14 protein-coding genes are annotated in these 15,047 nt (G+C 65.8%); 13 read left to right on the top strand and 1 reads right to left on the bottom strand.

What is annotated here, in order from left to right:
* Position 1 precedes the first annotated feature (1 nt).
* The 5 genes from RTN46_RS02215 (at position 2) to RTN46_RS02195 (ending at position 5,605) form a co-directional block, all read left to right on the top strand.
* A complete protein-coding gene (locus tag RTN46_RS02215; protein ID WP_312178792.1) occupies positions 2 to 1,447 on the top strand; it encodes a glycosyltransferase 87 family protein in 1,446 nt (481 codons plus the stop codon).
* Positions 1,444 to 2,523 (top strand): peptidoglycan bridge formation glycyltransferase FemA/FemB family protein, encoded by a 1,080-nt coding sequence (locus RTN46_RS02210; RefSeq protein ID WP_312178791.1) that lies wholly within the window; start codon positions 1,444 to 1,446, stop codon positions 2,521 to 2,523. The genes RTN46_RS02215 and RTN46_RS02210 overlap by 4 nt, the downstream gene beginning before the upstream one ends.
* Positions 2,516 to 3,961 carry an NAD(P)/FAD-dependent oxidoreductase gene (locus RTN46_RS02205; RefSeq protein ID WP_312178790.1) on the top strand — a complete coding sequence of 482 codons (1,446 nt, stop codon included), beginning with the start codon at positions 2,516 to 2,518 and terminating at the stop codon, positions 3,959 to 3,961. Before RTN46_RS02210 ends, RTN46_RS02205 begins: the two co-directional genes overlap by 8 nt.
* Positions 3,962 to 4,184: 223 nt before the next feature.
* On the top strand, positions 4,185 to 5,279 hold the full coding sequence (locus RTN46_RS02200) for a hypothetical protein (RefSeq protein ID WP_312178789.1): 1,095 nt from the start codon (positions 4,185 to 4,187) through the stop codon (positions 5,277 to 5,279).
* A gap of 50 nt (positions 5,280 to 5,329) precedes the next feature.
* A complete protein-coding gene (locus RTN46_RS02195) occupies positions 5,330 to 5,605 on the top strand; it encodes a hypothetical protein (protein WP_312178788.1) in 276 nt (91 codons plus the stop codon).
* An 88-nt stretch (positions 5,606 to 5,693) separates the two neighbouring features.
* Here the strand turns inward: RTN46_RS02195 and RTN46_RS02190 are convergent, their stop codons facing one another.
* On the bottom strand, positions 5,694 to 6,014 hold the full coding sequence (locus tag RTN46_RS02190) for a putative quinol monooxygenase (protein WP_312178787.1): 321 nt from the start codon (positions 6,012 to 6,014) through the stop codon (positions 5,694 to 5,696).
* A gap of 103 nt (positions 6,015 to 6,117) precedes the next feature.
* Between RTN46_RS02190 and RTN46_RS02185 the strand changes: the two genes are divergently transcribed.
* From RTN46_RS02185 to rpsF, 8 genes are all read left to right on the top strand, one after another.
* A complete protein-coding gene (locus RTN46_RS02185; RefSeq protein ID WP_312178786.1) occupies positions 6,118 to 7,800 on the top strand; it encodes an ATP-binding cassette domain-containing protein in 1,683 nt (560 codons plus the stop codon).
* A gap of 56 nt (positions 7,801 to 7,856) precedes the next feature.
* A complete protein-coding gene (locus RTN46_RS02180) occupies positions 7,857 to 9,056 on the top strand; it encodes an MFS transporter (protein WP_396157188.1) in 1,200 nt (399 codons plus the stop codon).
* Positions 9,057 to 9,156: 100 nt separating this feature from the next.
* Positions 9,157 to 10,203, top strand: coding sequence for an ATP-binding cassette domain-containing protein (locus tag RTN46_RS02175; protein ID WP_312178785.1), 1,047 nt, complete (start codon positions 9,157 to 9,159; stop codon positions 10,201 to 10,203).
* Positions 10,200 to 11,042 carry an ABC transporter permease gene (locus RTN46_RS02170; RefSeq protein WP_312178784.1) on the top strand — a complete coding sequence of 281 codons (843 nt, stop codon included), beginning with the start codon at positions 10,200 to 10,202 and terminating at the stop codon, positions 11,040 to 11,042. Before RTN46_RS02175 ends, RTN46_RS02170 begins: the two co-directional genes overlap by 4 nt.
* Positions 11,043 to 11,256: 214 nt before the next feature.
* Positions 11,257 to 12,207, top strand: a complete 951-nt coding sequence (locus RTN46_RS02165; RefSeq protein ID WP_312178783.1) for an ATP-binding cassette domain-containing protein — start codon at positions 11,257 to 11,259, stop codon at positions 12,205 to 12,207.
* Between the two features lie 2 nt (positions 12,208 to 12,209).
* Positions 12,210 to 13,076, top strand: a complete 867-nt coding sequence (locus RTN46_RS02160; RefSeq protein ID WP_312178782.1) for an ABC transporter permease subunit — start codon at positions 12,210 to 12,212, stop codon at positions 13,074 to 13,076.
* Between the two features lie 115 nt (positions 13,077 to 13,191).
* Positions 13,192 to 14,478 (top strand): M18 family aminopeptidase, encoded by a 1,287-nt coding sequence (locus tag RTN46_RS02155; RefSeq protein WP_312178781.1) that lies wholly within the window; start codon positions 13,192 to 13,194, stop codon positions 14,476 to 14,478.
* A gap of 229 nt (positions 14,479 to 14,707) precedes the next feature.
* Positions 14,708 to 15,013, top strand: coding sequence for a 30S ribosomal protein S6 (rpsF, locus tag RTN46_RS02150; protein ID WP_066300367.1), 306 nt, complete (start codon positions 14,708 to 14,710; stop codon positions 15,011 to 15,013).
* The last annotated feature ends 34 nt before the right edge of the window (positions 15,014 to 15,047 follow it).

Below are 15,047 nucleotides of genomic sequence, written 5' to 3'. Positions count from 1 at the left end.
CATGGATCCCAAGCTCCGCCGGAGGCCGCTGCGCATCGTTGTCCCCAGCCGAAACGACAGGCTGCTGCGCCGCTTCACCGAAGTTATCGGCGGTCCGCTGGGGCGGTTCACCGCCCCGGGAATCGTCTCTCCGGGATTTTTCACGGTGGAGCGCGTGCTGATCCTGATGACCACCGGGGCGGCGCTGATCGCACTGCTGGCCAAAACCCCCTGCCGGCTCAGCGGCTGGTCCAACCAGTTCTATATGGCCTGTTACTCGGACTGGCCGGCGCTTTTCAGCGCCCGCGGCCTGGGGGAGGGGATCTACCCGTTTATCAGCCCTGGCTCCGAATTCGAGTACCCCGTCCTGCTGGGACTGCTGGCAGGCTTCGTGGCCTGGCTGGTTCCTGCCGGGATTGAGTCCCGCGGCCTGCTGTACTTCGACCTCAACGCGGTCTTCGCCACCATCGCCTGGATCGTAACGGTCGTGGCGACCATGAGGATGGCCAACCGGCGCCCGTGGGACGCGGCCATGGTGGCCCTGGCCCCGGCCGTGATCCTGTCTATCTTCATCAACTGGGATATCTGGGCGGTGATGCTCGCAGCGCTGGGAATGCTGGCGTTCGCCCGGAACAAACCGGTGGCAGCGGGCATCCTCCTGGGACTGGGCACCGCACTGAAGCTCTATCCCGTGCTGATACTCGGCGCCGTGCTGGTGCTGGCCCTGCGGACGTTGAAGTTCCGGGCCGCGCTGCTCACCTTCGCTGCCACCGCGTTGACGTGGCTGGTGGTGAACGTGCCCTTTATGCTCCGGGACTTCCCGGGATGGAAGTACTTCTACGACTTCTCCCGGGAGCGGGGTGCCGGGAACTCCAGCGTCTGGCAGGCCTGGGACATCACCTTTCCGGAGTACGCCGTCAGTGCGGAGTTCATCACGTTCTGGGCATACTTCCTGTTCGCGCTGGCCTGCGCAGGCATCGCCGTCCTCGCCCTGAGCGCCCCGCGCCGGCCCCGGCTGGCCCAGCTGGCGTTCCTGATCGTCGCCGCGTTCATCCTCACGAACAAGGTCTATTCCCCGCAGTTCGTGCTGTGGCTGGTTCCGCTGCTGGCCCTGGCCCGGCCGCGCTGGCGCGACTTCCTTCTCTGGCAGTTCTTCGAAGTGATGCACTGGTGGGCCATCTGGCTGTACCTGGCTGCGGTGACCGGCGGCGGTCCGCCGGAGAACAACCTGGATTCCGGCTGGTTCGTCCTTTCGGTTCTTGGACACATGGGTGCCACGCTGTACCTGATGGGGCGCGTGGTGGGAGACATCCTGGACCCGCGGACGGATCCGGTACGCCGCATGGATATCGACGACCCCCAGGGCGGGCCCTTCGACCATGCACCGGACCGCTGGCGGCTCGGGCTCCGCCGCCGCCCTCGGGTACCCTTGGAAGCGGACGAAGCCCCGGCGAAAGAAGCACTGTGACACCCGCTCCCTACCGTTTCCAGCAGTTGTCCCGCGAGGACTTCGATGCGCTGGCAGACCGGCATCCCGACGTCGTAATTCCGCTGGAGCAGACCCCGTACTGGGCGAATTTCGAGACCCGGCTGGGCCGGGATCCCTATGGCATCTGGGCTTACTACGACGGCGATAAATTGGTCGCCACCGCAAGTTTCCTGCGTTCCTCCCGCCGTTTCCGCCCCTCCCTGGTGGCTGTCAACGGTCCCACCTGGTTCGCGGAGCGGACACCGGAGGCCGAAGCCCGGCTGGTGCAGACCGTCCAGGACCAGTTCCGTGCGGATCCGGCTGTCGACCCGCTGTACGTCCGCATGCAGGTGGAGAACCTCGAGCCGCCGGTCACCGGTCCGTTGGAGCACGGCTGGTATGAACGCGAGATCGTCGTCGACCTCAAGCCGGACACGGAGAAGATCTTCGCCGGGTTCCGTCCGAACGCACGCAACCTCATCCGTAAGGCAGAGAAGCTCGGCGTCGAGGTGCGCACGGTGGAGCGGGAGAAGTGGACCACGGTTTTCCGCACCGAACTGTTCCCGATCATGCAGGAAACCGCCGCACGGGATGGCTTCTCAAGCTTCGACTCCGCGTTCTACGAAACGCTCCTGGATGAGCTCGGGGACTATCTGCGCCTGATGGTCGCCTACGTCGAGGGCAAGCCGGTGTCCTGGCTGATCACCACCGAATACCGCGGCTACTCCGTCTACTACTTCGCCGCCAGTTCCCGGGACGCACGGAAGACCAACGCGCCCTACCTGCTGCTGTGGGAAGCCTTCAAGGTGCTTAAGGACGCCGGGAACACGGCCTGCGGCCTGACCGGCATCGAGAGCGAAAACTATCCGTCGCTGGCGAACGTCACCACCTTCAAGCGGAACTTCTCCAAAACCGTTGTTACCGTTCCCACCACGTATGACATTCCGCTGCAGCCGGCCCGCTACCGAATCCTGTCCGCCGCGCTGCGGACCCGGCGGGAAGGGCCCGCAGCCGCCAAGGCGGCCCTGAACCGGCTGAAGCAACTGCCGGCTGCCGTAAAGTCGCGCCGTGACTGACGTGACGGTGGTGGGAGCCGGGCCTAACGGCCTCGCCGCTGCCGTAACCATGGCCCGCGCAGGGCTTTCCGTGCGGGTCGTGGAAGCGGCGACCACCGCGGGCGGAGGATCACGCACCCGGGAATTGATGCAGCCCGGGCACCTCCACGACGTGTGTTCAGCCGTGCATCCGATGGCGCTGGCCGCACCTTTCTTCCGTAGCTTCGGCCTCGCCCAGCGGATCCGGTTCGCCGTTCCGGACGCGTCCTATGCCCAGCCGCTCGACGGCGGACGCGCCGCCGTCGCCTACCGCAGCCTGGAGCGCACCGTTCAGGAACTTGGGGCCGACGGCGCGGCTTTCGGCGCCCTGTTACGCCCGCTGACGCAGCACAGCGACGCCATCACCGAGCTGCTTATGAACCCGCTGCTGAGCCTTCCCCGCGAACCCCTGGCAGCCCTCCGCTTCGGCCTGGCGGCCCTGGAACAGGGAAGCCCCGCCTGGAACCGCCGCTTCACCGGCGACGCCGCCCCCGCACTGCTCACCGGCGTTATGGCCCACCCGGTGGGCCACCTTCCTTCGCTGCCCTCGGCCGGTGGAGGGCTGCTCCTGGCCCTGCTGGCCCACACCGTGGGCTGGCCGATCCCCGAAGGTGGATCACAGGCGATCGCCGATGCCCTGGTGGAGGACCTTCGCCGGCACGGAGGAGAGCTGGAAACAGGCCACCGGGTGGACTCCCTGGACGAGGTCTCCGATTCCCGCGCCGTTCTCCTGGACACCGCGCCGGCCGGCCTGCTGCGCCTGGCCGGGGACCGGCTGCCGTCCCGGTACACGAAGCGGCTGGAGAGCTTCCGGTACGGAAACGCCGCCTGCAAGGTGGACTACATCCTTTCCGGACCGGTTCCCTGGGCCAACCCCGCCGTCGCGTCCGCCGGAACCGTGCACCTCGGCGGGACCCGCGCCGAAACGGCGGCGGCCGAAGCGGAGGTCGCGGCCGGACGGCACCCTGAACGTCCGTACGTGCTGCTTTCCCAGCCCAGCGGGTTCGACTCCTCGCGGGCACCGGCGGGCCGGCACATCCTCTGGACCTACGCTCACGTGCCGGCCGGTTCGGAGCAGGACATGACCGACGCGGTGAGCGCCCAGATCGAGCGGTTTGCTCCTGGCTTTAGGGATCTCATCCTGGAGTCGCAGGCCACGACGGCGGCCGGACTGGCCGCCTACAACGAGAACTATGTGGGCGGGGATTTTGGTGCTGGAGCCGTGACGCTGGGGCAGATGATCCGCCGCCCGGTGGCATCCCCTACGCCCTGGGCCACACCGCTGCCCGGAGTGTTCCTCTGCTCTGCCTCTACGCCGCCAGGCCCCGGGGTCCATGGCATGGGCGGCTATCACGCCGCGTCCGTTGCCCTGCGGCAGGTCTTCGGCCTTCCCCTGCCCGATCTGGACCCGGACCACTGACAGTCCCCTGCTGCCCCGGCCACCTCGGCAACGGGGCGTTCCCGGCGAGCCCAGGGCGGCCCGCCCGCAAGCTGCGCGCCAGGTAGCTGCCCGCCCGGGAGCTGGATAAAACCGATCCCGGCCCGCCGAGTCGACGTGAAAAGCCGCGTCCACAGCCTGTATCTTGAACAAGTGCGTCCTCGGGCAGGGACCACAGTCAGAGCTCAGCCGGGGGATTTGCCGAATGACCGTTTCAACACCACAGCGTCCCCGTAGCCGTCCCCGGGCAGGCGGGCGGCCATCCTCCCAAACCGCCGAAGGCCTCCGGTCCGGCCCCGCACGCCGCCGGCTGCTCCGAAGCCGCCGCACCGCCGTCGTACTGGCTGCTGCGGGCGCTGCCCTGCTGATAACCGCCGCAATCCTCGGCTTCCGCTTCCTCAGCCAGCAGGTCTTTGGCCCGCAGGCACAGGTGGAGGGGTATCTTGCCGCGCTGGTTTCCGGGGATCAGGAGGCGGCCGTGGCGGCATTGCCGCCATCCCAGGCCCTGACCCCGCAGGATCCGGGTATCTATGCAGCGGCAGGGAACCGGATTACCGGTTATGAGATCCTCGGCCAGGAAATCAACGGCAGTGAAGCGGTGGTCCGTGCCGAACTTGAACAAAACGGTAAAACGTCCGCCGTTGAATTCGCCCTGCAGGCAGAGGGAAGCCGGTTGCTGGCCTTTACCGATTGGCAGCTCCAGCACACGGCGGCGCGCTCTGTGGCGGTTGCCATACCGTCCGGAACCGAGGGGCTCAGGGTCAATGGCCGCAACGTCCCGCTGCCAGCGGACGCTTCCGGCACGGTTGAACTGCGGCTGCTCCCAGGCAGATACAGGCTTCAGGGCCCGGACACCCGGTACCTCAGCTACGGGGGCCCGCACACCGTCATGGTGGAACCCGGCATGGCCGGAGACCCGGATCCCGTGCGCCTCTACGCCTCGGTGACGGCTGAACTCGCCGCGGATGTACAGGCGCAGGGAGAGGCCTACCTGGCGGCATGCCTGGGCAGGGGCGAGACCGCGCCGGAGGCCTGCCCGAATACCGCTTACGCCTCCGGGGACGCCGCACGCTTCCGCGCTGCGGAGTGGACACTGGAAAAGGCGCCTGTCTACCGGATCACCGGAACACCGGCAACAGGTTTGGCCGTCTACGCCACCGGAGGCAAGGCCCGGGTTACCTATCAGGAGGATGTCACCGGAAGCGGACGCTGGGAACCCCGTTCGGACCTGGTGAATATCCCGTTCGGTTCGGACCTGGAGGTGGCAGGGGAAGAACTGTCAGTGGACTTCCGGCCGTAGCCCCTTGCACTGGCCGCCGGTGCGTGGCGAACTTGATGGAGGAGGTTCAAATGACGGCTACACCCGAGCACCTGAATAACCACCACCGGGACACACTGAACCAGATTCTGCGCCACCCGGTGTCCCACAACATTGAATGGAAGCGGGTGCGCTCCCTGCTCGAAGCAATCGCGGACACCACCCGGGAACACAACGGCAAGTACGAGGTCACCCTCGCGGGCCGCACCGACGTCCTCACCCCGCCGAAGGGCAAGGACATCGATGAGCAGACCGTGGTGGACCTGCGGGAGATGCTCCAGCGGGCCGGATATTCATTGGAGAGCTGAGCCTGCCCGCTGGCTGGCCTGGCTCACCCAAGGCCGCTGGTTGAAAGCACCAGCCGGCAGTCTTATGACACCGGGCTAGTCGACCGCGCTAGTCAACAGTGAGCTCACCCATCCGGGACCACTCCTCGCCGTCGATGCCCGTATTGATGATCCGCGGGGTTTCCACCAGGGCCTGGACCATATCCTTCATGGCCTGCTGGAAGTGGTCGCTGTTCACATGGGCGCCGGCGGCGTCGTCCTTGAAAGCCTCCACCAGCACGAACTCGTTCGGATCTTCAACACTGCGGGACCAGTCAAACCACAGGTTCCCGGGCTCGGACCGGGTGGCGGCAGTGAAATCGGCGGTCAGGTCCAGCCACCGCTCGCTCCACTCGGGCTTGACCTTGAACTTGACGACGATGAAGATCATTTCTCCTGCTTTCGGTTGGGGCCGGGAACGGCCATCCTATGCCCGGCCCGCGGCCGCCGTCACGCAAGGCGGATCCAGCCATAGGCAGTGGGAGGATGGAAGCGTGGCTCATCTCGACGTATCCAACATTGACTACTTCCTCTCGGACGGACGGCAGCTGCTCAGCGGCGTCAGCTTCAAGGTCGGCGACGGCCATAAAACGGCGCTGATCGGCCCGAACGGCACCGGCAAGACCACCCTGCTGCGGATTATTTCCGAGGACATCAAGCCCGATGAAGGCACCGTCGCGCGCTCCGGACACATGGGCATCATGCGCCAGTTCGTGGGCCAGGTCCGCGACGGAAGCACGGTCCGGGACCTGCTCGTATCCGCCGCCCCACCCGCCCTCGCCGCAGCCGCCCGCGCAGTGGACGATGCGGAAATGGCGATGATGGAGAACGACGACGAACCCACCCAGATGCGCTATGCCCAGGCCATCGCGGACTGGGGTGACGTCGGCGGCTACGAACAGGAAACCGTCTGGGATGAAGTAACGATGGACTCCCTTGGGATGCCGTTCGAGAAGGCGCAGTACCGGCAGGCCAGCACACTCTCCGGCGGGGAGCAGAAACGGCTGGTCCTCGAAGCGCTGTTCTCCGGACCCGATGAACTGCTGCTGCTGGACGAGCCGGACAACTACCTTGACGTGCCGGGCAAACGCTGGCTGGAGGCCAAGCTGGCCGAATCAAAGAAATCGGTGCTGTTCGTCAGCCACGACCGCGAACTGCTGGCCAATGCCGCCACCCGGATCGTCACCCTGGAACCGGGAATCAACGGTGCCTCCGCATGGATCCACGGCGGCGGATTCGAAAGCTACGTCCAGGCCCGGGAAGACCGCAACGCCCGCTTCGAGGAACTGCGGCGGCGCTGGGACGAGGAGCACGTCAAGCTCAAGGAACTCGTCAACATGTACAAGAACAAGGCCGCGTTCCGCTCCGACATGGCCAACCGCTACCAGGCGGCGCAGACCCGCCTGGCCAAATTCCTGGAAGCCGGACCACCCGAGGCACTGCCGATCGAGCAGAACGTCCAAATGCGGCTGCGCGGCGGACGTACGGCCAAACGGGCCGTGGTGGCCCAGAAGCTCGAGCTCACCGGGCTGATGAAACCCTTCAGCACCGAAATCTGGTTTGGCGACCGGGTTGGGGTGCTGGGCTCCAACGGCTCCGGAAAGTCCCACTTCCTGCGCCTGCTGGCCGCGGGCGGCAGCGATCCTGAGAAGGAACACGAGCCGGTTTCCGAAGTGGAAATCGCGCCGGTCCCACACGCTGGGTCCGTGAAACTCGGTGCCCGGATCCGGCCGGGATTCTTTGCCCAGACCATGCTGCGCCAGGACCTTCTGGGGAAGACACTCCTGGACATCCTGCACCGCGGAGACGAGCACCGCTCGGGGCTGGGACGTGAAGCGGCCGCCGGGGCGCTGGACCGCTACGGACTGGCCTCGCAGGGGGAGCAGAAGTACGACTCGCTTTCCGGCGGACAGCAGGCGCGCCTGCAGATCCTGCTGCTGGAACTCTCCGGCGCCACGCTGCTGCTGCTGGATGAGCCCACCGACAACCTGGACCTGCACTCGGCCGAGGCACTGGAAAAGGCGATCGACGCATTTGAGGGAACCGTGCTGGCCGTGACGCACGACCGCTGGTTTGCGCGCAGCTTCGACCGTTTCCTGGTCTTCGGCTCCGACGGCAGGGTCTACGAGTCCGAGGAACCTGTCTGGGACGAACAGCGGGTCGTGCGGACCCGGTAATCCCGGCCGGCAGCCGGTATTTCCCAACGGTGGTGTTCCGGCCACAGAATGGGGGAGTGGACACCAAATCCCTGGATCGGGCACTCCTGGCAGTTTTCGCCATCTTCGGACTGAACGGCATGATCTTCGCCAGTTGGGCGGCGCGGATTCCCGCTGCCGCGCAGGCGTTGGGCATCGGGTCGGCAGGCGTCGGCCTGCTGCTGCTCTTCTCAGCCGTAGGATCCGTCACTTCGCTGCCGCTGGCCGGAGCCTTGGCCCAGCGGGTCGGCACGGCCAACGCCGTCCGGGTTGGCGGGCTGCTGGCTTCCAGTGCCGCCCTGGTAATCGCCGCTGGGCTGGCCTGGAGCTCGATCCCACTGACGGCCGGTGGCCTGCTGATATTCGGTGCCGGAATTGGCCTCTGGGATGTGGCCATGAACCTTGAGGGCACCGAGGTGGAGCACGGGTTGAAGCGAACCGTGATGCCCAAGTTCCATGCGGCGTTCAGCGGCGGTGCCTTCATCGGTGCCATGATCGGTGCCGTGCTCTCCGCCGTCGGAGTGAGCCTGCCGCTGCACCTGATCGGAATCGTGGCGGTTGCCGTGGTGCTGGTGATACTGGTGCCCCGCGCGTTCCTGCCGGACAGCCCCGCGCTTGAACATGGGGAAGCTGTGGCCAGGCCCTCCAGTTTCGGGGCGTGGAAAGAGGGACGCACCCTGCTGATCGGCGTCGTCGTCCTGGGGGCGGCGCTGACGGAAGGCGCGGCCAACGATTGGGTGGCCAAGGCGACCGTGGACGGGCTGCAGGCCTCCGAAACCGCCGGTGCGGTGATGTTTGGGATTTTCGTCGCAGCAATGACGGCTACCCGTTGGTTCGGTGCGCGGCTGATCGACAGCCTGGGCAGGGTCCGGGCGCTGCGGCTTTGTATGGGCGCTTCACTGGTGGGGCTGGTCCTGTTCGTGGTTGCGCCCACGCTGTGGCTGGCGGCCGTGGGAGTCATCCTGTGGGGCATCGGTGCTGCCCTGGGCTTCCCGATGGGCATGTCCGCGGCCGGGGATGACCCGGTCCACGCCGCGGGGCGGGTCTCGGTGGTGTCCACCCTTGGTTACACCGCGTTCTTTGTTGGTCCGCCGGTGCTCGGATTCCTCGGCGAGCTCTGGGGCGTGCGCAACGCCCTGCTGGTGGTTGGCGCCGCAATCCTGCTCTCGATCGTCTTTGCTCCTGTCGCCGCTGAACGCGGAAAAGCTGAACAGGGTGCCAAAGATCCTGCCGTGTAACGGGTAGTTCCAGCCAAGTTCTCCCCGCCCCGCGACTTGCGGACCAAAGTTGTCCTGAAAGGGTCTTCCAGCCGCGGAGGCGCAGCCCTACCCTGTTCGCATGTCTTTTCCCCAAAACCCCCCACATCCGGAACGCCCGGTCTCCGAGGGCCGGAGGGATCCGCTGATCCAGGCCCACGGCCTAACCAAGGTCTATAAATCCAAGTCCGGGCCGGTCCATGCCCTGGATGGGCTCGATATCGGCGTGCCCGAGGGGACGGTCACCGCGCTCCTGGGGCCAAACGGCGCCGGCAAGACGACAGCGGTGAAAGTGCTGACCACCCTGATCGAGCCAAACGCTGGGACTGCGTCCATTGCTGGTATCGACGTCGCCGCACGGCCCAAAGAGGTGCGCCGGATTATCGGTGTCTCCGGCCAATATGCTGCGGTGGACGAGAACCTCACGGGCATCGAGAACCTGCGGATGGTCGGCAAGCTGTACCACCTGCCGACCCAGAAAGCCCGGAATCGCGCCGCCGAACTCATCGATCAGTTCGATCTGTCCGACGCCGGCAACCGGCCGGTCAAAGGCTATTCCGGCGGTATGCGCCGGCGGCTGGACCTTGCCGGTGCACTGGTGAACGAGCCCCGCGTCCTGTTCCTGGACGAACCCACCACCGGGCTGGACCCGCGCAGCCGGCTGGCCCTCTGGGACGTGATCAAATCCCTGGTAGCCGGCGGAACCACCCTCCTGCTGACCACCCAGTACCTAGAGGAAGCGGACCAGCTCGCGGACACGGTGGCGGTGATCGACGGCGGCAAGGTAATCGCCGAGGGCACCTCCGACCAGCTCAAGGCACGGATCGGTGGCCACCGGGTGGCCGTCGCGCTGGTGGAGGGATTCGACGCCGGAGTCGCCCGGGACATCCTGGCCCGGTACGGCAACGGTGACGTCCAGACCGCCAGTGACGGCCGGACGCTCGAAGTTGCGGTCACCGAGGGCCCGTCGGCACTCCAGCAGGTCCTGCGCGACCTCGAATCCGCAGGAATCGAACTGCATGACGCCGGGATCCGGCGCCCCACCTTGGATGACGTCTTCCTCAAGCTCACCGGGCACGTCGCCGAAGAGGAAAAGGACGACGCCGGGAAAGCGAAGGCCGCACGATGACTACCGCCACGCAGACACTCAAGTTCCAGCCGGGTTCCGGCACAACTGCCGGAAGCTGGGCCTCCGATGGCTGGACTGTGACCAAACGGAACCTGATCAAGATCCGCCGCACACCGGACATGGTGGTGTTCGCCGTCCTGCAGCCGATTATGTTCGTGCTGCTGTTCAGCCAGGTCTATGGCGGGTCCATCCAGGTGGCCGGGACCGATTACACGCAGTACCTGATGGCCGGGATCTTCGCGCAGACCGTGGTGTTCGGCTCTACCTTCTCCGGTTCCGCCATGGCGCAGGACCTGAAGGAAGGAATCATCGACCGCTTCCGCACCCTCCCCATGAGCCCGTCGGCCGTGCTGATCGGCCGGACGAACTCCGACCTGGTGCTGAACAGCATCTCGATGGTGATCATGATGGGGACCGGCCTGCTGGTCGGCTGGCGCGTGAACACCGGATTCTGGAGTTTCCTCGGCGGCCTCGGGCTGCTGTTGCTGTTCTCCTACTCCTTCAGCTGGGTGATGGCGCTGCTCGGAATGTCAGTGCGGTCCCCGGAGGCGATCAATAACGCGTCCTTCATCATCCTGTTCCCCATCACCTTCATCTCCAATGCCTTTGTGCAGAGTTCCACCCTGCCCGAACCGCTGCGGACCATCGCGGACTGGAATCCTGTCTCCGCACTGGTCCAGGCCGTCCGACAGCTCTTCGGCAACCTCGGATCAACACCCGTGCCGGACACCTGGCCCATGCAGAATCCGATCGCCACAGTGCTGATCGGCTCGGCAATCATGCTCGTGGCGTTCGTGCCGCTGGCCGTGCGGAAGTTTGAAGCCGTGAGCTCCCGCTAAGGGACGGCGGTTGTCATCCCTGAGGGGGAGGGGTGGCAGCCAAGTGCCTGCCGCAGTTCATCCCAGGGGCCAATGTGCGGAACTGGGACGGTGTCCTAGGCTGGGGAGTGCTGGGCTTTTCCGACTTCCGGAACCTGCCGGGCTCCCCGACCCTTGGGGCCGCACCCGTCTTTGAGCCCGTCTGCTTCCCTACAACCGACCCAGAGGATGCATCATGATTGAGGCAATCGGCCTCTCCAAGCGCTACGGCAGCAAGACCGCTGTCGACGGCGTCTCCTTTACCGTCGAGCCCGGCAAGGTGACCGGTTTCCTGGGCCCGAACGGTGCAGGAAAGTCAACGACCATGCGGATGATCGTCGGACTTGACCGGCCCTCCGCCGGGACCGTGACCGTCAACGGCGCACCCTACGCCCGCCACAAGGCGCCGCTGCATGAGGTTGGCGCCCTGCTGGATGCCAAGGCCGTGCACACCCGCCGCTCCGCCTACAACCACCTGCGCGCCATGGCAGCAACCCACGGCATCTCCAACAAGCGGGTGAACGAGGTCATCGAGCTGACCGGACTGGAACCCGTCGCGAAGAAGCGCGTTGGCGGCTTCTCTTTGGGCATGGGCCAGCGGCTCGGTATCGCCGTCGCCATGCTCGGCGACCCGCAGACCCTGATCCTCGACGAGCCCGTCAACGGTCTGGATCCCGAGGGTGTGCTCTGGGTCCGCAATCTCGCCCGCGGCCTCGCCGCGGAGGGACGCACGGTTTTCCTGTCTTCACACCTCATGAGTGAAATGGCCGTCACGGCCGATCACCTCATTGTCATCGGGCGCGGCCGCATCATCGCCAACGCTCCGATCCAGGACATCATCGACGGCGGTGGCCGCCAGCGGACCCGCGTCCGGACTGAGGGGGCACAGGAACTCCTGCCGGTCCTCGAGGCGCAGGGTGCAACGATCCAGCGGATGGAAGAGGGCCTCTTCGAGATCAGCGGCGCCGATTCACGCGCAATTGCGGAGATCGCCCTCGATCGCCGGATCCTGCTGACCGAGCTGACACCGCTCCAGGTTTCGCTCGAAGACGCGTACATGGAACTGACCCGGGACGACGTCGAGTACAAGTCCCACGGATTCTCGCAGGAACCGGCGTCCGCCGGTGTCACCGGGGAAGGAAACTGACAATGAGCACCACATCTGCACCGGCTCCCTCCCACCGGGCCGCCCGGCCCGACGGCAGCGGCGTGAACTTCGCGCGGATCCTGCGCTCGGAATGGATCAAGGTCACCACCGTCCCCTCCACCGTGATCCTGATCGCGACCACCCTGGTGGTCATGGTTGGTCTCGGCGCCTTCTTTGCCTGGAACGTCGTTGTCAGCAAAGAAATCATGGCTGAAGCCAGTCCCGAAATGATGGCCCAGATGGGCGGCGCCATGGACATGCAGGCCATGGCCCACATGGTTCCCACCTCCGGGCTTATCTTCGGTCAGCTGCTCATCGCCTCCCTGGCCGTGGTCCTGATCGCCTCCGAGTACAGCACCGGGATGATCCGCTCCACCATGGTCGCCGCCCCGAAACGCATCCCGGCCCTTCTGGGCAAGACTGTGATCATTGCCCTCATCGCGTTCGTAGTGGGGGCGGTCTCCGCCTTCCTGAGCTACCTCGTGGGGCAGCCCATCCTCAACAGCGCAGACCTGGGTTTCTCCCTGAACGTTGACGGCATGGTCGGCAGCATCATCAACACCGGCACCTTCCTTGCGCTGGTGGCGGTCATCGGCACCGCCCTCGGCACGCTGCTGCGCAGTACCGCCGGAGGCGTCGTGACTACGATCGGCCTGCTGATGATCCTGCCCATCCTGTCCTCGATCTTCAACGTGGAGTGGGTGACGGACGTTTCCCGCTTCCTGCCGAGCAACGCCGGCAACCAGCTCGTCGCACTGGAGATCGCCGAGGACGCACTGAACCAGTGGCAGGGCGGGCTGGTCCTGGCCGCCTGGGCAGTGGTCCTGCTGGTGATCGCCTTGGTCGTAACGAAGCGGCGGGACGTCTAACGCCGAAATAACCCGCTCCCGGTGAGCGGATAAAAGCCCGGTGGAGGGGACAGCGGAACGAACGGCCGCTGTCCCCTTCACTGTTTTGTCCGGTGCATTCTGGTTGAATCGGACTATGTTGAATCCGACCAGGCAACCACGTGAACACGTCAATGACCTCGGTGAGTACGTGAGTGCCTCACCCTCGAGCTTCCACGCCGCCCGCACCGCGGCGGACCGCCTCGTGGCCGCAGGATTCACCGAGCTGGGTGAAGACCAGGACTGGCCGGTGGCATCGGGACGGTACGTGGTGGTCCGCGACGGCGCGTTCATCGCCTGGATCGTTCCCGAAGATGCGACGCCGACCACCGGCTTCAATATTTTCGGCACCCATACCGATTCACCCACCTTCAAGCTCAAGCCCTCACCCACAACCGGCCGGTTCGGCTGGCTGCAGGCCGGCGTCGAGGTGTACGGCGGGCCGCTGCTGAATTCCTGGCTGGACCGCGAGCTGGAACTGGCGGGACGGCTGGTCACCATGGACGGGCAGGAGCACCTGGTCGCCACCGGGCCGCTGCTGCGCTTCCCCCAGCTGGCCATTCACCTGGACCGGGCCGTCAACGAGGGCCTGGCCCTGGACAAGCAGCAGCACCTGAACCCGGTCTGGGGCCTGGGGGATCCGTCCACCGCCGACCTGCTGGCCCTGCTCGCCGCCAAGGCCGGCGTGGACCGGGCAGAGATCGGCGGGTACGACGTCGTTGCCGCCGACACCCAGCCGGCCCGGATATTTGGGGCGGACAGTGAGTTCTTCGCCTCCGGCCGCCTGGACAATCTCTCCTCGGTGCATGCCGGACTGTGCGCGCTTGCGGCCGCAGCCGCAGCCAAGACCCAAGGGGCGATTGCCGTTTTGGCCGCGTTCGATCACGAGGAGGTCGGCAGCGGTAGCCGTTCCGGTGCCGCCGGACCCTTCCTGGAAGACGTGCTGGCCCGCATCAGCGCCGGTTTGGGTGCAGATGCCATGCAGGCACAGCGGGCCTTCGCCGCTTCCTTCTGCATCTCCGCCGACGCCGGGCATGCGGTGCACCCGAACTACGCTGAACGCCACGATCCGGCCAACAAGCCGGTCCTGAACGGCGGACCCCTGCTGAAAATCAACGCCAACCAGCGGTACACCACCGACGCCCCGGGGGCAGCCTATTGGGCCGCACTGTGCCGCGAGGCCGACGTGCCGTACCAGGAATTCGTGTCCAACAACTCCATTCCGTGCGGCTCCACCATCGGACCACTGACAGCGACCCGGCTCGGGATCCGGACCATCGACGTCGGAATTCCGCTGCTGTCCATGCACTCGGCCCGCGAAATGGCCGGGGTGCAGGATCCGTATTTCCTCTCGCGGGCCGCGGAGCTGTTCTTTCGCCGCTGACTCCCGTCCGGCGTCGAACCCGGGCTTTGGGTGTCCACAGGTCTCCAATGGCGTTCAGTGTAGGAGTTAAAGTCCGTTAGGATAGTGGAGTCTGTGCTGTCGGCCTTGGCTGGCAGGCGCTTGGCGTGCGGTGGGACTATCTGCCGCCGCCCGGAGCAAAGACAACGCTAAAGAACCTCCTGTTACGGAAAGACCGTGACCGTATAGCCCAAAGGAGGTGGGTTCACAAATGCGTGCTTATGAACTGATGGTAATCATCGACCCCGAGGTCGAAGAGCGTACGGTGGAGCCTTCGCTCGACAAGTTCCTCAACGTTGTCCGCAACGATGGTGGAACCGTCGACAAGGTGGACATCTGGGGCCGTCGCCGCCTCGCCTACGAAATCAAGAAGAAGGCCGAAGGCATCTACGCGGTGGTTAACTTCACCGCGAGCCCTGCAGCGGCTGCTGAACTTGACCGCCAGCTTGGCCTCAACGAGACCATCCTGCGCACCAAGATCATCCGCCCCGAAGACCAGAAGGTTGTTGCCGAGTAATTTCGGCCCATCCTTTTACTCGTCAACGAAAGGT

The organism is Arthrobacter sp., assembly GCF_031988865.1.
Taxonomy (GTDB): Bacteria; Actinomycetota; Actinomycetes; order Actinomycetales; family Micrococcaceae; genus Arthrobacter_B.
Note: the sequence above shows the minus strand (reverse complement) of the source record. Positions and strands in the feature narration are given on the sequence as shown.